Origin of the sequence: Actinomadura madurae (assembly GCF_900115095.1) — a bacterium.
Taxonomy (GTDB): domain Bacteria; phylum Actinomycetota; class Actinomycetes; order Streptosporangiales; family Streptosporangiaceae; genus Spirillospora; species Spirillospora madurae.
In genome coordinates this window covers 152,688-170,578 of the sequence record NZ_FOVH01000021.1, presented here as the reverse complement: position 1 = coordinate 170,578, position 17,891 = coordinate 152,688, and the positions used below count along the sequence as shown (strand labels likewise).

The window sequence follows — 17,891 nt, the reverse complement described above, 5'->3', positions numbered from 1 at the left end:
CGCTGCCGAGTGTTGGTAGCCTGGACCGGTCTCGCGGCAGGTGCGCCCGGCGATCCGGGGTTCGGCGCCGCCGCGGGGGACGCAACAGCCCTCCTGTCACGGAGAGACCGTGACCGCATCAGTCCAGAGGAGGTAGGGACACAGCATGCGTCGTTACGAACTCATGGCCATTCTCGACCCCGCCATCGACGAGCGCACCGCCAACGCGGCGCTCGACCCGTACCTGAAGGTCGTCAAGGACGGCGGCGGCAGCGTGGAGAAGATCGACGTCTGGGGCCGCCGGCGCCTGGCGTACGACATCCAGAAGAAGTCCGAAGGCATCTACGCGGTGGTCGACCTGTCGGCTGAGCCTGCCACGGTCAAGGAGCTCGACCGGCAGCTCAACCTGAGCGAGTCGATCCTCCGTACCAAGGTCATCCGCCCCGAGGTCCACTGAGCCTGGCTCAGCCCTCTCAGCAGCCGGAGCGAGCCCCATGGCAGGCGACACCGTAATCACGATCGTCGGGAACCTCGTCGAGGACCCGAATCTGCGTTTCACGCCGAGCGGCCAGGCGGTCGCGTCCTTCCGCATCGCCTCGACGCCGCGGTTCTTCGACCGCCAGTCGGGCGACTGGAAGGACGGCGAGGCGCTGTTCCTGACCTGCAACGTCTGGCGGCAGGCCGCCGAGAACGTGGCCGAGACCCTGCAGCGCGGCATGCGGGTGATCGTGCAGGGACGCCTCAAGCAGCGCTCCTACGAGACCCGCGAGGGTGAGAAGCGCACCGTCTTCGAGATCGAGGTCGACGAGGTCGGCCCGTCGCTGCGCAACGCCACCGCCAAGGTCAACAAGACCCAGCGGCAGGGCGGGGGCGGCGGTGGTTTCGGCGGCGGCGGAGGCGGCGGCCAGGGCGGCGGCGGCTTCGGCGGCGGAGGCCAGCAGGGCGGCGGTGGTTTCGGCGGCGGCCAGCAGGGCGGCGCGCCGGCCGACGACCCGTGGGCCACCAGCGGCGGCGGCGGGGGCGGCGGAGGCTTCTCCGACGACCCGCCCTTCTAACAGATCAAGTACACGTCCATTCCCGCGTGAGCGGGGCTCTCCCAAAGGAGCACCACGATGGCGAAGCCACCTCCCCGCAAGCCGAAGAAGAAGGTTTGCGTTTTCTGCCAGGAGAAGATCTCCTACGTCGACTACAAGGACACGGGCCTGCTGCGGAAGTTCATCTCCGACCGCGGCAAGATCCGTGCCCGGCGGGTGACCGGCAACTGCACCCAGCACCAGCGCGACGTCGCCACGGCGATCAAGAACGCGCGCGAGATGGCGCTGCTGCCGTACACCAGCACCGCGCGCTGAGGCAGGAGGAACGATCATGAAGCTCATCCTGACCCAGCAGGTCTCCGGGCTCGGCGAGCCCGGAGACGTCATCGAGGTCCGCGACGGCTACGGCCGCAACTACCTCGTCCCCCGCGGGTTCGCGATCAGGTGGACCCGGGGCGCCGAGAAGGAGATCGACTCCATCAAGAAGGCGCGTTCGGCCCGCGAGATCGCGACCGTCGAGCACGCCAAGGAGGTCGCCGACCGGCTCGGCGGGCTGCGCGTCACGCTGCGCACCCGCACCGGCAGCAACGGCCGCCTCTTCGGCGCCGTGACGGCCGCCGACATCGCCGAGGCCGTCCGCGCCGCGAACGGCCCCGACCTCGACCGCCGCCGCATCGAGATCGGCAACCCGATCAAGACCGTCGGCACCCACCGCGTCAGCGTCCGCCTGCACAGCGACGTCAACGCCACGATCGACGTCAACGTCCTCGAGGCCTGACACCCGCTCCACCGACGGCCCCCGCCCACCCGGACGGGGGCCGTCACCATTTCCAGACACCCCACCCCCACCGCCCCTACACGCACCACCGCGTCCCGCCACCCACACCGCGCCCGCCCCACCCAGCGCCGCTCTCGGTCCAGGTCATGCTCCGGACGCCGTCGCCTCGCGCGACCGTTTCTAGCTCGCCGGCGTTTCGCCTCGACGCACCTCGCGCCGCCCTCGGGGCGGGCCATGCTCCTGTCGCTGCCTCGTGTGGGCGGTTCTCGCCGACCGCATCTCGTCTCCTGGAGATCGTTTCGTTGATGGCGACGGGCTTCCGCGCCGCGCTCCGCGGGATCGGGTTCGCCCGCTCGTTGGCTGTGGCGGCGCGGCCGGCCGCCGGGGCTGAGGCGACACCGTACGGGTTATTGGTCCGTTCCGCTGCTCGTGCTTCCGCCGTGGGGTGCGTTGGGGGGCTTTGTCCGGGGTGAAAGTGGCGGGGACCGGGGTCTGGGGTGGGGTGTTGTTGGGCGGTGGGTTGTCCGGGGTTGGGGTGGACGGGGGCTTGCGGGGCCTTCGGGGTGGGTGGGGTGGTGTTATGGCCATGGTTTCGCGTGAAACGTCCGTGAATCGCCCTGTGTTTGGGTGGTCAACTTTGGGGCGATTACGTTCCGTGATCACATAATCGCGGAATGAAGGGGGACGGTGGTGAACGCGCATTCGGGGGAGGGCGCGAGCGACCGGGACGGGGCGGTCCGGCGCGTGACGCGACGGTCGCTCATCGGGGGTGCGGTGGGAGCGGGACTGCTGGAGATGATGTCCTGGGGGACGTCCCACCAGAATGTGGCCATGGCGGACGAACGTCTTCACGGGACCGGCGAGCAGGTCATGTTCAGGGCCGAGGCCCCGCACGTGTACACGCGTGCGCAGTGGAACGCGAGGCCGCCTCGGCGTCCGGCGAGGATCCTCGGGCGGGCGCCGGACCGCATCATCGTGCACCACACGGCCACGGGGAACTCCAAGGACGGTTCGCTCGCCCACGCGTTCGGCCTGTCGCGGGCCATCCAGAACATGCACATGGACGGCAACGGCTGGGACGACACCGGCCAGCAGCTCACCATCAGCCGCGGCGGCATCGTGATGGAGGGGCGGAACCGGAGCCTGCGGTCTGTCCGGGCGGGGAACCTCGCCGTCGGCGCGCAGGTCCTGCACCACAACGAGCACACGATCGGCATCGAGAACGAGGGCACCTACGTGACGAAGGCGGTGCCGGACCGCCTGTGGAGCTCGCTGCTGGAGGTGTGCGTCTGGCTGTGCCGGCAGTACGGCCTTGATCCGTCCAGCGCCATCATCGGGCACCGCGACCTCAACAACACCTCGTGCCCGGGGGACGTCCTCTACGCGCGGCTGCCCGAGCTCCGCAAGGCGGTGGCCGCCCGTCTGGGGAGCTCGGCGGGGGTGGGGAAGGCGGTCGACGGCTCGGGTTCGGTCCTGCAGATCCTGCCACCGCTCGGCGGCTGAGCGGTCACGTCTCGGGGGTCGTGTAGCGGGTGCGGCGGCGGGCGATCTCCGGGTCGATGCCCTCGACGAGCGACCAGATGCCCGCGACCCGTTCGACCAGGGTCTCCGGGGGCAGGCCGGCGAGGCCCTCCGCCGCCAGGTCGTCGATCGCCTGAGTCAGCCGGGCCATCCGCTCGCCGTGTGTGGAACACATGTTCGAATAGTAGCGAGTGTGATGGCCGGTGCGGGTGTGATTCGCGGATTTCAGCGGACCGCGCCGGTGACCATCCAGCGGTCGCCGCGGGCGCGGAGGCCGAGGGTGAGCATGCGGGTCAGCATCCACAGGCCGATCGCCGTCCACAGTCCGACGAGGCCCGCGTCCGCCCGGTAGAGGACGATGGCCGCCGGCATGAAGACGGCGGTCGCGAGCAGCGTCGTCACGGCGAGGTAGGGGCCGTCACCGGCGCCGATCAGGATGCCGTCCAGGACGAACACCACGCCGGCGACCGGTTGCAGGACCGCGACGAGCAGCAGGGAAGCGAGGAGGAGGTTCCGGACGTCGCCGTCGGAGGTGAAGAGGCCCGGCAGCCACGGCCGCACGGCGAGGATCGCCAGCCCGAACGCGATGCCGCACCCGATGCCCCACCCGACCATCCGGCGGGTGACGGCCCGGGTGCCCGCGAGGTCGGACGCGCCCAGGTAGCGTCCCGTGATGGCCTGCCCGGCGATCGCGATGGCGTCGAGCGCGAACGCCATGAGCGTCCAGATCTGGAAACCGACCTGGAAGGCGGCGATCTCCGGGTCCCCCATCCGGGCCGCGATCGACGTCCCGACGATGAGGACGATGCGCAGCGCCGCCGTCCGGACGAAAAGGCCGAAGCCCGCGGTGGCCGACGTCCACAACCCGTCCAGGTCGGGACGGACGGGGGCGCCGTGCTCGCGCGCGCCGCGCAGCACCACGGCCACGTAGACGGCCGCGCTGCCCGTCTGGGCGAGGACGGTCCCCCACGCGGAGCCGGCGATCCCCCAGTCCAGGACGAGCACGAACAGTGCGTTGAGCAGCAGGTTCAGTGAGAAGCCGCCGACCGAAACGGCGAGCGGGGTGCGCGTGTCCTGGAGGCCGCGGAGTACGCCGGTCCCGGCGAACACGAGCAGCATCCCCGGGATGCCCAACAGGCTGATCTTGAGGTACGTCTCGGCGTGCGGCGCGACGCCGGGAGACGCGCCGAACGCGTCGACGATCCAGGAGACCAGCGGCCAGCCGGCCACGACCAGTGCCGCGCCGATGGCGAGCGCGAGCCACAGGCCGTCGATGCCCTGCCTGATCGCGGCCCGCATGTCCCCCGCGCCGACCTGGCGCGCCACCCCGGCGGTCGTGCCGTAGGCGAGGAAGACGCAGACGTAGACGATGGTGGTCAGGGCTTGCCCGGCGACGCCCAGTCCGCCGAGCTGGGCGGTGCCGAGATGCCCGACGATCGCCGTGTCGGACAGCAGGAAGAGCGGTTCGGCGACGAGCGCGCCGAAGGCCGGCACGGCCAGGCGCAGGATCTCGCGGTCGTGCGGGGTCGCGAGCCGGCGGGGGGAGGTCATCGCGCCGAGGGTACCAGGCTGTAACGTTCGTACGAAATTCAAGCCTTACATCAGGACGATCGGCCGACTTTCTTTCTCACACACCCCGTGGACGGCGTTCCCGCAGGTTAGCGGGATGCCGTCGAGGTCGTCCACGACGAATCCACAAAGTTGTCCACAGGTCGTGCACAACCGAATCGGCGTGTCTGCACAGGGAGTCCACAGGGTCGTCCACAGGCTGCTTTGCCCGCGGCGGCGCGGGGTCGCGAGAATGTCCGACGCGTCAGGTAGACGTGAGGTGAACGGGTCGGCGACGGGGCGGACGGCGACCACGAAGATGGGGGTGCGGCGGTGAGCGTGGCGGATATCGGCCCGCAGGACCACGAATTCGAGCGCACCCCTCCCCACGACATCTCGGCGGAGCAGGGCGTCCTCGGCGGCATGCTGCTCTCTCAGGACGCGATCGCCGAGGTCGTCGAGCTGCTGCGCACCCCCGACTTCTACCGTCCCGCGCACCAGATCATCTACGACGTCGTCCTCGACCTCTACGGCCGCGGCGACCCGGCCGACGCCGTCACCGTCGCCGGCGAGCTCACCAAGAACGGCGAGATCGGCCGCATCGGCGGCGCCCCCTACCTGCACACGCTGATCTCCCTCGTACCGACCGCGGCGAACGCCGGGTACTACGCGAAGATCGTCCACGAGCGGGCGATCTTGCGCCGCCTGGTCGAGACCGGCACCCGCATCGTCCAGATGGGCTACGCGGCCGACGGCGCAGACGCCGACGAGGTCCTCGACCGCGCCCAGGCCGAGGTGTTCGCCATCGCCGAGAAGCGCGCCGGCGAAGACTACGTCGCGCTCTCGGAGATCATGCCGGGCGCGCTGGACGAGATCGAGGCGATCGGCAGCCGCGGCGGCCAGATGGTCGGCTGCCCCACCGGCTTCGCCGACCTCGACGCCCTCACCAACGGCCTCCACCCCGGGCAGATGATCGTGGTGGCAGCGAGACCTGCCATGGGCAAGGCGGTTTGTCTGAACACTCCCCTTGCAACACCGTTGGGGTGGACCACTATGGGCGACGTGTCCGTTGGTGATCATCTGATCGGAGCCGATGGCAAGCCGACGCGCGTCGTCGCCGTGAGCGACGTCATGTACGACCGCCCCTGCTATGAGATCGAATTCTCCGACGGCGAGGTCATCGTCGCCGACGCCGAGCACCAGTGGCGCACCACGAGGTCCGGCGCCGCCTCGCCTCGCTGGGGCGACTTCTCCGGCCGGACGGCGTCTCCCGCGCGCGCCCTCGCCGGGCGGTGCGGCACTCCCGGCCGCGCCCCGACGGCACCCGGCGTCCGGCACCTCGCCGATCCCGCGCGCTGGGACGAGTTCGTCCGGCGATTCCACGGGCAGGCCGCCCGCGCCGGTGGGCACGCACCGAACCAGGCGACGCCCGGCAGGCGCCACCTTCCGGCGGGCAAGGGCGGCCACGGCACGGCCGCCTCCGCGAACGAGCCCGTCCCGCCGCTCACCGGGGGTCCCCGGATCCGGACGACCGAGCAGATCCACGCGACGCTCCGGCACGAGGGGCGTCCGGCCCACACCGTCGGGGTCGCCGCGGCCTTCGACCTGCCCGAGGCCGACCTGCCCGTCGCCCCGTACGTCCTCGGCGTGTGGCTAGGTGCCGGAGACGAGGACGAGGCCCGCATCACCTGCCTCGACGGCGAGGTCATCGCCCGGATCGAGGCGGCCGGTCAACACGTCGTCCCGGAGCCGGTCCCCGGCTGCCACCTCCTGCCCGGCCTGCGCGAGCGGCTCGGCGGCCTCGGCCTGCTGGACGGCGCGCACATCCCGGCGCCGTACCTGCGGGCGTCCGCGGCCCAGCGCCGGGCGCTGCTCGCCGGGATCCTCGACGTCGCCGGCCACCTGTCCGGTGACGGGCGCGTCGACGTGGTCTTCTCCAGCGCCCGGCTCGCCGGCGGGGTGCGCGAGCTCGTCCTCAGCCTCGGCCACCCCGCCGAGCTGACCGCCGACCCGGCCGGGGAGCCCCTGTCCGAGCCGATGCACCAGGTCGGCTTCACGCCGCGCGAGCCGGTGTTCCGGCTGTCGCGCAAGGCCGCCCGGGAGCGCGGCATCGTCCACCCGGGCGCTCCGGTGCGGCACATCGTGGACGTCCGGCCGGTCGAGAGCGTGCCGGTCCGGTGCGTGCAGGTCGACAACGCCGACCACATGTACCTGGCGGGGCGTTCCTGCATCCCCACGCACAACTCGACGCTCGCGCTCGACTTCGCCCGCGCCGCGTCCATCAAGCACGGTCTGACCTCGGCGTTCTTCAGCCTGGAGATGGGACGCAACGAGATCACCATGCGGCTGCTGTCCGCCGAGGCGCGGGTGGCGCTGCACGCGATGCGCTCGGGCACCATGCAGGACGAGGACTGGACGCGCCTCGCCCGCCGCATGAGCGAGGTGGCCGAGGCGCCGCTGTTCATCGACGACTCGCCGAACATGTCGATGATGGAGATCCGCGCGAAGTGCCGCCGCCTCAAGCAGCAGCACGACCTGCGGCTCGTCATCATCGACTACCTGCAGCTGATGACGTCCGGCAAGCGGGTGGAGAGCCGCCAGGTCGAGGTCTCGGAGTTCTCCCGGTCGCTGAAGCTGCTCGCGAAGGAGCTGGGCGTCCCGGTCATCGCGCTGTCGCAGCTCAACCGAGGCCCCGAGCAGCGAACCGACAAGAAGCCCATGGTCTCCGACCTACGCGAATCGGGCAGCATCGAGCAGGATGCGGACATGGTGATCCTGCTGCATCGCGAGGACGCCTACGAGAAGGAGTCGCCGCGCGCCGGTGAGGCCGACCTGATCGTGGCCAAGCACCGCAACGGCCCGACCGCCACCGTCACGGTCGCCTTCCAGGGCCACTACAGCCGCTTCGTCGACATGGCCCAATAGCCCCTCCCACCCAACTCATCCCCCCGCCCCGGTCCGTCCGGTGTCGACGGGGTCGACGCCGCGGCACGGGCACCCTTTCCGGGGGTGGCCGGGGGTGGTCATCGCGGGGTGAACCGGGGTGGGGCGGGAAGACGTACGTCGGGGTGAGGGTCGCGGGGGCGGGCTCGCCGGATGTTCACGGGTGGTTGTGGCGGGCCTTCGGGTCTCGTGGTCCTTTGCGGGCGGGGGCGAGCGGGCGACCCTGCCTTGGCGGGGGACGGGTGATGCGGCATGTGGCTGCGGGAGCACGGGCCTACGGCGCCGGGTGACGGTGCGAGGCTGCTGGTCGGGATGGGCAGCGGGGCGGTGTCGGGGCTCGCGGTCGGCGCGCTGATGGCGTGGCAGGACCTGCTGGCGGGCCACGGGACGTACGGGTGGGCGGTGTTCGCCCTGTACGCGGCGGTCACCGGTGAGCTGCTCGGCGGGTTCGTGGGGCGGCGGCCGTCCGGTCCGGCGGTGTCGGCGGCGGGCGGGCTGCTGCTCGGCCTGCTCGGCTGGGCGTTCTGGTGGCTGACCGTGGCCCCCCTGATCCAGGGGACGGCGCCGACCTGGTCGATCGCGGCGGCCACGGCCGTGTATCCGGAGCTGGTCGGCTCCCTGCTCCAGGGGACGCTGGCCGGGCTGCTCTTCCACGCCGCCGTGCGGCGTTTCCGCGACCGTCCCGCCAAGGAGAGGCCGCGCGCGCCGCGGGTGGTCATCATCGGTGGCGGGTTCGGCGGCGTCGGCGCCGCGCGCCGGTTCGAGCGGCTGAACCTGCGGGGGCACCGGATCGACGTGACGCTGGTCAGCGACTCCAACCATCTGCTGTTCACGCCGATGCTGGCGGAGGTCGCGTCGGGCGGGCTGGAGGAGCGGCACATCACCTCGCCGGTGCGCGCCGCCGTGGCGCACACGCGGTTCCGGCATGGGCGGGTAACCGAGGTGGACGCGGCGCGGCGGGTCGTCCGGCTGGAGGCGGGCGAGGCGCTGCCGTACGACCATCTGGTGCTGGCCGTCGGGTCGGTTCCCCACTTCCCGGATCTGCCGGGTGTGGCGGAGAACGCGTGCACGCTGAAGTCGCTGTCGGACGCGGTGCGGCTGCGCGACCGGGTGCTGATGCTGCTGGAGCGCGCCGACCAGGAGGACGATCCCGCCGAGCGGGCCCGGCTGCTGACGTTCGTGGTGGCGGGCGGCGGGTTCGCCGGGACGGAGATCGTCGCCGAGCTGTACGACCTGACCCACGACGTGCTGCATTTCTATCCCGGCATCGACCCGGGGGAGCCGCGGTTCGTGCTCGTCCACTCGGGTGCCCGCGTCCTGCCGGAGCTGTCGGATCGGCTCGGGGAGTACGCGCAGGAAAAGCTGCGGGCGCGTGGGATCGAGTTCCGCCTCGGTGTCCGGGTGGCGGCCGCGGGCGCCCGGGACGTGCGGCTCAACGACGGGGCGGTGATCCCGGCGGGGACGTTCGTGTGGACGGCGGGCAACCGGCCGAGCCCGCTGGTCCGGGCCCTCGCCGGCGACGGCCCGGTGCCGGTGGACCGGACGCTGCGGGCGTTCGGACTGGACGGGGTCTGGGCGATCGGCGACTGCGCGCGGATCCCGGCGCCGGACGGGCCGCCGTACCCGCCGACCGCCCAGCACGCGGCGCGGGAGGGGCGGGCGGTGGCCGACAACATCGCGGCGGTGCTGAAGGGGCGCAGGCCGGCGCCGTTCCGTTTCCGGACGCTGGGCGTGTTCGTCGCGCTCGGCCATCGCACCGCCGCCGGGCAGATCCGCGGGCGGCCGTTCTCCGGGCTGAGCGCCTGGCTGCTGTGGCGCGGCATCTACCTGGCCAAGCTGCCCGGCATCGACCGCCGGGTCCGGGTCCTTCTCGACTGGGGGCTCGACCTGGTGTTCCCCCGCGACATCGTGGTGACCGGGCCGTCCGCCGAGGCGCCGGTGCCCGCGCGGGGCGTCCGGTGACGGCCCGCGCCGGCATCGGGGCGGTCCCCGCGCCGGGCGTCCTGCGGGGCGCGTGGACGGGCGGCGCCGCGGGGCTCGCGGGGGGCCTGGTGCTCGGGGCGGCGATGCGGTCGCTCGGCATGCTGCCGGCCGTCGCGGTGCTCGCCGGGTCGGGGTCGCCGGGCGTGGGGTTCGCGCTGCACATGGTGATCTCGGTCCTGGTCGGCGCCGGGTTCGGGCTGCTGGCGGTGCGGCAGCGGATCCGGTCGAGCGAGCTGGTGTTCTGGGGGCTGGCCTACGGGGTGTTCTGGTGGTTCCTCGGGACGCTGACGCTGCTGCCTCTGCTGACCGGCGTCCCGATGACGTGGAGCCTGGCGAGCGCGCAGTCGGCGATGCCGAGCCTGCTCGGCCACCTGTTCTACGGCGGGGTCACCGCGGTCGGGTTCGCGCTGCTGCACCCGGACGGCCGGTTCGCGGTCAAGGACCATCTGCGGCCGAGGCCGCTGCTGCGCGGGCTGATCGCCGCCGGGATCGTGGCGGGCGTCCTCGTCCTGGCTTTCGGGGTGGGCGGCGGCGCGCGTCTCGGCTGGCTGCCCGCCGCGGCCGTGGCCATGGGCGCCGGCTACCCGGTGGTGTTCACCGGACGTCCCGAGGGGACGGGCCCGGCGCTCGTCCGCGGCACCGCCTACGGGTTCCTGTGGTGGGTCGCGGCCGACCTGACGCTCGTGCCGCTGGTCCAGGACGGCGCGCTCGGCTGGTCCCAGGCGGCGGTGGCGGAGGAGGCGTCGAGGCTGCCGGCGTATCTGCTGGCGGGTGCGGGCATCGCGGCCGTCTTCGGCTGGCTTGGAGGGCTCGCGCGGAGCCTGTTCGTGGACGACGTCCGGCTCCTGCACCGCGGCGCCGGGACGCGGGGGCTGCGGGCCGTCGGCTACGGCGCGCTGGCGGGGCTCGTCGGCGGTGTCGTGTTCGGCCTGCTGTGGGGGAGCGTGGAGGCGCTGCCGACCGTCGCCCGGCTGGTGGGGGCGCGCGGCGCCGGGGCCGGCTGGGCCGTCCATCTCGTGATCGCGCAGGTCATCGGGGTGTCGTACGCGCTGTTCTTCCGTGGACGCAGCTACGACCTCGTGTCCGGGGTCGGCTGGGGGCTGTCGTACGGGTTCTTCTGGTGGGTGCTCGGGGCGCTGACGCTGCTCCCCGTCCTGCTGGGCCAGCCGCCGAGGTGGGAGGCCGCGGCGATCGCGGCGGCGTTCGCGAGCCTGATCGGGCACCTCGCCTACGGCGCCGGGCTCGGCACCGTGTACGCGTGGCTGGAGCACCGGGAGAACCCGTGGTGGGTGGCGCGCAGCGACGTCGAGGCGGTCCGCGCGACCGCCCGCAGGGAGCAGATCCTCGGTTCGGCTCCCGCGTTGTGGACGCTGACCGTCCTGATCGCGCTGGCCGTCCCGGTGATGGTGGCCTGACGCCTACTCCGCGCGGACGCGGGATTCGACGCGCCGTTCGAGGATGGCCAGGGTCTCCTCGCACCAGCGGAGGTTCTCGCGCTCGAACGCCATGCCGCGCATCAGCGTGAGGTAGGGGCCGATGCGTTCGGCGGTGGCGAGATGCTCCTCCTCGGTGCGGCCGTTCAGGAACCGGGCGCGGATCCGCTCGAAGCGGGCGATCTTCGATTCGGCCCAGGTCAGCCGTTCGCGGATGGCGTCCATGACGGCGTGGACGTCTCCCGCGTCCACCGCCTGGACCTGCACCATCAGCTCCTCGCGCATGGCGCCGGGGCGGGGCGGTCTCGCGGTGAACTCGTGCAGCGCGCGGTGTCCGGCGTCGGTGAGGGAGAAGAGGCGCTTGTTGGGGCGGCGTTCCTGCTGGACGACGCGTGCGCGGATCAGGCCCTCGGCCGCCATCTTGTCCAGTTCCCGGTAGAGCTGCTGGGGAGTCGCCATCCAGAAGTTGGCCACTCCGGCGTCGAAGCTCTTCGAAAGGTCGTATCCGGAGGCCTCGCCCTCCAGGAGCGTGGCCAGGACCGCGTTCCGCAACGACATGTGCCCGAGCGTACTGCCCGCCGGCGGGCAGTACGGCCATTAATCGCGTGTGCTCTGTGGGGGGAGCGACCCCCCACACTCCCCGGTATGCGTATGTGACCGTCCACACGATACAGATCGCTGGCGATCCGCCCTGCTCAAAGATACTGTTATCCGCACCTATTCAACTTGTTTAATATGGGGGTGTCGCGCATGCATCCGTTCCGGCGGGCCGTGGAAGCCGGTGACATATCGGCGGTCGAGGGACTGTTCGCCGACGAGGCGGTGTTCACCAGCCCGGTGGTGTTCAAGCCGTACCACGGCAAGGCGATCACGGCGGCGATCGTCCGCGGCGCGGCGCGGGTGTTCCAGGACATCCACTACGTGCGGGAGATCGTCAGCCCGGACGGCCGCGACCTCGCGCTCATGTTCAAGGCGACGGTCAACGGCCGCCAGGTGCACGGCTGCGACTTCCTCCACCTCGACGAGAGCGGCCTCATCGACGACCTCACCGTCATGGTGCGGCCCCTGTCGGCGGCGACCGAGGTGGCCCAGGCCATGGGCGCCGAGTTCGACCGGATCCAGCGCGAGGCCGCGCAGACCCCGGTCACCGAACCGCAGTAGGGCGCGCTACTCGCCGGTGACGCCGTCAATGGCCTCGCGAAGCAGGTCCGCGTGGCCGTTGTGGCGCGCGTACTCCTCGATCATGTGGAGATACACCCAGCGGAGCGTCAGCGTGCCGTCCTTACCAGGGAACTCCTCGTCCAGCGACCGTCCCGCCGCCGTCGCGCGGGCCAGCTCGACCTCGCGGGCGTAGGTGGCGAAGTCGGCCTCCGCGCCGCCCGGGTCGGCGAGGTCGAATTCACCGTCCGGATACTCCTCGCTGCAGTAAAGGTCTACTGCCGACGGGTCTTTTCCGAACCTATTGCGGAACCACCACCGCTCGTTCTCGGCGAGGTGGCGCACGAGGCCCAGCAGGCTCAGGTTCGTGCTCGGCAACGGCTTGGCCGCGAGTTGTCCGCCGTTCAGCCCGCCGCATTTGAGCAGGAGGGTGCGGCGGTGAAAGTCGAGAAAGCTTTCAAGGGACGTCGATTCGTCAGCGGCGGCGGGGAAACCGCCGCGATCCACCATGGGAGCAGTCCAGACCATGCAGCATCCTCACCACTACGAGGGCGCCTGCTCAACAGAATTAACGCTGGGACGGGAGCATGCGGGCCCCGTGCGTGCGGAAATCGCGCCAGCGGGCGTTCATGCCCTGGCCCTGCAGGGAGCGGCTGCGGCCGTTCCGGGGCGGCAACATCGTCCAGATGCCGAATCCGATCTGGACGCGCTCGGGGACGAACGTGCCGGGGGTCTCGTACACGGTGTGGCCGTCGACGCGCCAGGTCGCGGTCGACGTGCTCCGGTCGAGCGTGATCTCGCAGGTCCGGAGCCGGGTGAAGTCGTCGTCGAAGTCCTCGTACGGCGACTCGGCCACGTGGTAGAACGGCCGGTCCGCTCCCCAGGCGCCGAGCCGCTCGTGCAGCGCCAGCACGCGCGTGGACGTGCCGCAGACGGCGAACACGCGCTTGCTCACGTCGAAGTCGAAGACGTGGAAGGCGGCCATGCCCAGGCGGTAGTCCCCCGGGTCGCCGCCGACGTTCTCGACGGCGAGGTCGACGGCGAACGTCGCGGGCCGGTCCGGGGGCACGTCGAACGTGCGCGTCGAGAAGACGAGGTACTTGGGGCTGTCGGCGGGCTGGAACGTGTCGTCCGCCATCGAGAAGCGCGGGATCGCCACCCGCACCTCGCCGTCGCCCACCGCCGTCTCCGCGTTCGGGTCGATCGGGACGTGCACCCCGCCCTCCGGACGCGGCAGATGGACCGGGCCCCAGAACGCGGGGTCGAGCTCCGGTCCCCCGAGCCCGCCGTACGCGACGAATCCGTCCCTGACCTCGGCGGACCTGCGATCGGTCATCATGATCGGTCTCCCTTCGGTTACCCTCTCAACGGATAGACCCCCAGTGGCACGCAGATGTGACGCCGCGCCCGGCGTCCGGAACGGGTCCGCCGATCGATGGACGAGAGCGACCGGCTGGCGGCGCGGTTCGAGGAGCACCGGCCCCGGCTGCGGGCCGTCGCCTACCGGCTGCTCGGCTCCGGGAGCGAGGCCGACGACGCGGTCCAGGAGGCGTGGATCCGGCTCAGCCGCTCCGACGCCGCCGCGATCGGCAGCCTCGAAGCCTGGCTGGTCACCACGGTCGGCCGCGTCGCGCTCAACATGCTCCGGGCGCGCAGGACGCGCCGGGAGGAGCCGCTCGGCGCCCACCTGCCCGACCCGGTCGTCGACCGCGTGGACGGCCCCGACCCGGAGCGCGAGGCCCTGCTCGCCGACTCCGTCGGCGTCGCGCTGCTGGTCGTCCTGGAGACCCTGACGCCGGCGGAGCGGCTCTCCTACGTCCTGCACGACATGTTCTCCGTCCCGTTCGACGAGATCGCCGGGATCATCGGCCGGTCGCCCGACGCGGCGCGCCAGCTGGCCAGCCGCGGCCGCCGCCGCATCCGCGACGCCGAGGCGGCGCCCGGCACCGGCACGGCCGCTCAGGAAGAGGTCGTCAGGGCCTTCCTCACCGCCGCGCGAGAGGGCGACTTCGGTGCCCTGGTCGCCGTCCTCGACCCCGGCGTCGTGGTGCGCGAGGACAGCGGCACCGGCATGCTCGTCGAGGTTCGCGGCGCCGAGAACGTCGCCCGGAGGGCGCGGAGCGTCTCGCAGCTCGGCCTCGACGCGTGGCCCGCGCTCGTCGACGGCGGCGTCGGCTGGGTTTCCATGCTCGGCGGAGAGCCCTTCGCGGTCGCCGCCGTCACCACCCGGGACGGGCGCATCGCCGCGATGGACATCCTCACCGACCCGGAACGTCTCGCCCGCCTCGACCTCACCGGACTCCGTCCGCGCTCCTGACGGCCCGCGTGTGGCCCCGGGCCCGCGACCGCGCCTACGCTGCGGGTATGCCTGGAGAGGACCGTCCGGCCCGGGTCGAGGACGTGCACGACCTGGCCACGGGCATGCCCCATGTCACCGTTGAGCGCGCGTCGGGCGGCAACCCCGTCTACCAGGTCGGGGGCAAGTCGTTCGTGTTCTTCCGCAACCCCCGTCCCGACGCGGTCGACCCCGTCACCGGCGAGCGCTACCCGGACGTGATCGTGTTCTGGGTGCCGTCGGAGTCCGACAAGCAGGCGCTGGTCCAGGACGAGGCGTCGCCGTTCTTCACGACGCCGCATTTCAACGGCCACCGCTCGGTGCTGCTGCGGGGGAGCCGGATCGGTGAACTCACCCTGCGGGAGCTGACCGAGGTCGTCCAGGACGCGTGGCTGTCCCGGGCGTCACGGCGGCGGGCCGAGACGTGGCTGCGCGAGCATCCCGCCCCGCAGGACTAGCCCGGGGCGTCAGCGGGCCGGGCGGTCGAAGATGAGTTCGCGCCCGTCCTCCTCGTCCCACTGCTCGCCCACGTGGGTGAAGCCGTGGCCCGCGATCGTCGCCAGCGACGCGGCGTTGTCGGGGCTGATCGTGGCGCGGACCGTCGTGACGGACGGTTCGGACGCGGCACGCTCCAGCAGGGCGGCGAGCATCGCGCGGGCGTAGCCCTTGCGGCGGTGGGCCGGGTCGACGGAGTAGGCGATCGTGACCGTCCCGTCCGCGTCCGGGGCGCCGTGGAAGCCGGCGTGCCCGATGACCGGACCGCCCGGTTCCGCCACGGCGGCCCGGACGATCCAGGGGGCGCAGGACGGGTCGCGGGCCAGCTGCGCGAGGCGGAACCGCCAGAGGAACTTCGCCTCGTCCGTCACGAAGTAGCCGGTGAGGGGGATCCCGGCCGCCGCTCCCGCGCCCGCCAGGTCGTCGTCCAGCAGTGCCTCCATGGCGGCGGGAGGCAGCTCGACGAGGCGGATGGCGGGCGGCGTCGGCGGCATGGGCGGCTCCTCAGCGTCGGTGGGCGTGGTGGTCGGCGAGACGTGCCAGCAGGTCGGCGAGCTGGCGGCGTTCGGCCGGTGAGAGGGGGGCGAGCAGGTCGTCCTGGACGCCGGTGACGACCGCCTCCAGCTCCTCCAGGTGGCGGGCGCCGTCCGGGGTCAGCGTGATGACGTTGCGGCGCCGGTCGGACGGATCGGGAGAGCGGTCGATGAGGTTCTTGGCGGCCAGCTCGTTGAGGGCGGCGACGACGTCGCTGCGGTCGATCCCGGTGCGGCGCCCGAGGTCGGCCTGGCTGGACGGGCCGTACTCGTCCAGCGTGGCGAGCAGCCGGTAGTGGTACCCGCGGGCGCCGGCGGCGGCGAAGGCGTCGCCGACCAGGCGGTGGCTGTGCAGGGACACCAGGTTGATCAGCCAGCTCACGGCATGCCGGAGCCGCGCGGGCGTCTCGGCCTCGGCCCTCATCATGCGGATCAGTGTAGGGGCTCGTTGGCTCGACCAATGATCGGACGCGTCAGGGCGAGGTGAGCTCGTCCGAGAGGGCCCTCAGGCGGGCGCGGGCCTCGGTGTCGTAGGCCTGGGCGTCGGCGCGCGCTTCCCGGAGGCCGTTGAAGAAGCGGCCGGACACCCCGTCCAGGGCCGGGTCCGTGACGAGGCGATGGGTCGCCCGCACCCCCTCCTCCAGGGTGCTGATGGGGGTGGGGACCAACTTGGTCGGCATGTAGGTGGCCGGGTGCAGGGCGTTCGCGGTGACGCCCGTCCCGGCCAGCTCGCCGGCGAGGTCGATCGTGAAGAGGATCTGGGCGAGCTTGCTCTGGCGGTACGCCCGCATCCCGCCGTACCCGCGGGTGATCATGACGTCGTCGAAGTCGATCGCCTCCTGGCCGAGGCTGCTGACGTTGACGATCCGCGCCGGCGCGGACGCCACGAGGGTCGGGAGCAGCAGCCGGGTGAGCAGGTAGCCGGACAGGTAGTTCACCTGGAACGTCAGCTCGTGGCCGTCCGCGCTCTCCATGCGCGGGCCGTCGTTGCCGATGCCGGCGTTGTTGACGAGCACGTCCAGGCGCGGATGGTCGGCCCGGACGGCCTCGGCCAGGGCGCGGGTCTCGGCGAGCGACGCCAGGTCGGCCCGGTACCAGGAGGCACGGCCGCCGATCTCCTGGAGGGTCGCCTTGCCGCGCTGGTCGTCCCGTCCGTGGACGAGGACCGTGGCGCCTTCGGCGGCCAGTTCGGCGGCCAGGGCGCGACCGAGCCCGTCGGTCGCGCCCGTGATGAGGATGGTCTGCTGCTCGATGGGACGCATGGTTCCCATGGTGCTCGACGCGCGCGCTCACTCACAGGGGCGGCCCGGCCGGTGTCCTAGGAGCGGTCCAGGAAGTCCCGGACGAGCTTGGTGAACTCGTCGGGACGCTCCGCCAACGCCACGTGCCCGGTGTCGAGCTCGGCGTACTCGCTGCCGCGGATGCCCGCGTGCAGCTCCCGGTGGTTCTCGACCGGGACCACCTGGTCGCGCGTCGCGCCGATGACCAGGGTGGGCGCCTCGATCCTGGGCAGCAGTGCCCGGATGTCGAGACGCCGGACGAGGTCGATGTGGCGCAGCACCCCGTCCGTCGGGCGCATGAACGCGGTCGCCTGCTCGACCGCCTCGTGACCGATCTGGTTGAGGAACTGGCGGCTGTAGGAGGTCATCGTGGCGAAACGCCCGAAGCTTTCGGGGTCGCCGCCGAGGGCCGCCCAGGTGGTCATGTACTGGCGGACGTACTCGTCGCCCGCGTGGGACAGGCCGGCGACCGGCACCAGTCGCCGGACGAGGTCCGGGCGCAGCGCCGCCGCGGCCGCCGCGGTCGGCGCGCCGAGCGAGAAGCCGACGACGTCGGCGGGGCCCGTCCCCGAGTCCTCGATCACCGCGTTGACCTGGGCGGCGAGCGCCTCGATGGTCAGCGGGGAGCCGTCGTCCTCGGCAGGGTCGCTGCCCGCGAGGTCGGGCAGCACGACGGTGCGGTGATCGGTGAAGCGGTCGAGCAGGGCGTCCCACATGATCGAGCCCGGCCCGGCGCCGTGCACCAGGACGAGGGCGGGCCCCTGACCCTCGACGCGGTAGGGGATGTGCGCGTTTCCAACGGTGAGCTTCGGCATGGCCGGTCGTCCTTTCGCGTCGTTCTTTCGCGACGTTCTCTCGCGTCGTTCCGGAT

General features: G+C 72.2%; 20 protein-coding genes. 11 read left to right on the top strand and 9 right to left on the bottom strand.

Features of this window, described 5'->3' with window-relative positions; genetic code table 11:
• Nucleotides 1-145: 145 nt before the first annotated feature.
• From rpsF to BM339_RS40630, 5 genes are all read left to right on the top strand, one after another.
• On the top strand, nucleotides 146-436 hold the full coding sequence (rpsF, locus tag BM339_RS40650) for a 30S ribosomal protein S6 (protein ID WP_024936676.1): 291 nt from the start codon (nucleotides 146-148) through the stop codon (nucleotides 434-436).
• Nucleotides 437-473: 37 nt separating this feature from the next.
• Nucleotides 474-1,034: a single-stranded DNA-binding protein gene (locus BM339_RS40645; protein WP_021595778.1), complete on the top strand. Its 561-nt coding sequence runs from the start codon at nucleotides 474-476 to the stop codon at nucleotides 1,032-1,034.
• Between the two features lie 57 nt (nucleotides 1,035-1,091).
• Nucleotides 1,092-1,328, top strand: coding sequence for a 30S ribosomal protein S18 (rpsR, locus tag BM339_RS40640; protein WP_019631633.1), 237 nt, complete (start codon nucleotides 1,092-1,094; stop codon nucleotides 1,326-1,328).
• 16 nt (nucleotides 1,329-1,344) lie between these two features.
• A complete protein-coding gene (gene rplI, locus BM339_RS40635; RefSeq protein ID WP_021595777.1) occupies nucleotides 1,345-1,791 on the top strand; it encodes a 50S ribosomal protein L9 in 447 nt (148 codons plus the stop codon).
• 690 nt (nucleotides 1,792-2,481) lie between these two features.
• On the top strand, nucleotides 2,482-3,294 hold the full coding sequence (locus BM339_RS40630) for a peptidoglycan recognition protein family protein (protein ID WP_337959951.1): 813 nt from the start codon (nucleotides 2,482-2,484) through the stop codon (nucleotides 3,292-3,294).
• 4 nt (nucleotides 3,295-3,298) lie between these two features.
• Here BM339_RS40630 and BM339_RS40625 read toward each other — a convergent pair whose 3' ends face one another.
• Together BM339_RS40625 and BM339_RS40620 are read right to left on the bottom strand one after the other, a co-directional pair.
• Entirely contained in the window at nucleotides 3,299-3,487 is a 189-nt protein-coding gene (locus BM339_RS40625) for a hypothetical protein (protein WP_052357975.1), read from the bottom strand.
• A gap of 50 nt (nucleotides 3,488-3,537) precedes the next feature.
• The gene (locus tag BM339_RS40620; RefSeq protein ID WP_021595774.1) at nucleotides 3,538-4,863 is read right to left on the bottom strand and encodes an MATE family efflux transporter; all 1,326 of its coding nucleotides are present in this window, start codon (nucleotides 4,861-4,863) and stop codon (nucleotides 3,538-3,540) included.
• Between the two features lie 330 nt (nucleotides 4,864-5,193).
• Between BM339_RS40620 and dnaB the strand changes: the two genes are divergently transcribed.
• From dnaB to BM339_RS40600, 3 genes are all read left to right on the top strand, one after another.
• A complete protein-coding gene (dnaB, locus tag BM339_RS40610; protein WP_075024298.1) occupies nucleotides 5,194-7,785 on the top strand; it encodes a replicative DNA helicase in 2,592 nt (863 codons plus the stop codon).
• Nucleotides 7,786-8,055: 270 nt separating this feature from the next.
• Nucleotides 8,056-9,765: an NAD(P)/FAD-dependent oxidoreductase gene (locus BM339_RS40605; protein ID WP_083598446.1), complete on the top strand. Its 1,710-nt coding sequence runs from the start codon at nucleotides 8,056-8,058 to the stop codon at nucleotides 9,763-9,765.
• Nucleotides 9,762-11,201, top strand: a complete 1,440-nt coding sequence (locus BM339_RS40600) for a hypothetical protein (protein ID WP_075024297.1) — start codon at nucleotides 9,762-9,764, stop codon at nucleotides 11,199-11,201. The genes BM339_RS40605 and BM339_RS40600 overlap by 4 nt, the downstream gene beginning before the upstream one ends.
• 3 nt (nucleotides 11,202-11,204) lie before the next feature.
• Here BM339_RS40600 and BM339_RS40595 read toward each other — a convergent pair whose 3' ends face one another.
• Nucleotides 11,205-11,777 (bottom strand): PadR family transcriptional regulator, encoded by a 573-nt coding sequence (locus BM339_RS40595; RefSeq protein WP_021594629.1) that lies wholly within the window; start codon nucleotides 11,775-11,777, stop codon nucleotides 11,205-11,207.
• A 192-nt stretch (nucleotides 11,778-11,969) separates the two neighbouring features.
• Here BM339_RS40595 and BM339_RS40590 point away from each other — a divergent pair, with 192 nt between their 5' ends.
• Nucleotides 11,970-12,380 (top strand): nuclear transport factor 2 family protein, encoded by a 411-nt coding sequence (locus tag BM339_RS40590; protein ID WP_024934418.1) that lies wholly within the window; start codon nucleotides 11,970-11,972, stop codon nucleotides 12,378-12,380.
• Between the two features lie 6 nt (nucleotides 12,381-12,386).
• Here BM339_RS40590 and BM339_RS40585 read toward each other — a convergent pair whose 3' ends face one another.
• Together BM339_RS40585 and BM339_RS40580 are read right to left on the bottom strand one after the other, a co-directional pair.
• Entirely contained in the window at nucleotides 12,387-12,905 is a 519-nt protein-coding gene (locus BM339_RS40585) for a DinB family protein (protein ID WP_021594631.1), read from the bottom strand.
• A gap of 40 nt (nucleotides 12,906-12,945) precedes the next feature.
• Nucleotides 12,946-13,713, bottom strand: coding sequence for a DUF6081 family protein (locus BM339_RS40580; protein WP_075024312.1), 768 nt, complete (start codon nucleotides 13,711-13,713; stop codon nucleotides 12,946-12,948).
• A 99-nt stretch (nucleotides 13,714-13,812) separates the two neighbouring features.
• On the opposite strand from BM339_RS40580, the gene BM339_RS40575 reads away from it, so the two are divergent.
• Together BM339_RS40575 and BM339_RS40570 are read left to right on the top strand one after the other, a co-directional pair.
• Complete coding sequence (locus tag BM339_RS40575; protein ID WP_075024296.1) at nucleotides 13,813-14,694, top strand: sigma-70 family RNA polymerase sigma factor; 882 nt, start codon at nucleotides 13,813-13,815, stop codon at nucleotides 14,692-14,694.
• Nucleotides 14,695-14,741: 47 nt separating this feature from the next.
• Nucleotides 14,742-15,170 (top strand): MmcQ/YjbR family DNA-binding protein, encoded by a 429-nt coding sequence (locus tag BM339_RS40570; protein ID WP_075024295.1) that lies wholly within the window; start codon nucleotides 14,742-14,744, stop codon nucleotides 15,168-15,170.
• Nucleotides 15,171-15,179: 9 nt separating this feature from the next.
• Here BM339_RS40570 and BM339_RS40565 read toward each other — a convergent pair whose 3' ends face one another.
• Genes BM339_RS40565 through BM339_RS40550 form a run of 4 tightly spaced genes read right to left on the bottom strand, consistent with a single transcriptional unit; the run spans nucleotide 15,180 to nucleotide 17,835 of the window.
• Nucleotides 15,180-15,701, bottom strand: a complete 522-nt coding sequence (locus BM339_RS40565) for a GNAT family N-acetyltransferase (protein WP_075024294.1) — start codon at nucleotides 15,699-15,701, stop codon at nucleotides 15,180-15,182.
• 10 nt (nucleotides 15,702-15,711) lie between these two features.
• Nucleotides 15,712-16,167, bottom strand: a complete 456-nt coding sequence (locus tag BM339_RS40560) for a MarR family winged helix-turn-helix transcriptional regulator (RefSeq protein WP_083598444.1) — start codon at nucleotides 16,165-16,167, stop codon at nucleotides 15,712-15,714.
• Between the two features lie 46 nt (nucleotides 16,168-16,213).
• Complete coding sequence (locus tag BM339_RS40555) at nucleotides 16,214-17,002, bottom strand: SDR family NAD(P)-dependent oxidoreductase (protein ID WP_075024293.1); 789 nt, start codon at nucleotides 17,000-17,002, stop codon at nucleotides 16,214-16,216.
• A 56-nt stretch (nucleotides 17,003-17,058) separates the two neighbouring features.
• On the bottom strand, nucleotides 17,059-17,835 hold the full coding sequence (locus BM339_RS40550; RefSeq protein WP_021594638.1) for an alpha/beta fold hydrolase: 777 nt from the start codon (nucleotides 17,833-17,835) through the stop codon (nucleotides 17,059-17,061).
• Nucleotides 17,836-17,891 lie beyond the last annotated feature (56 nt).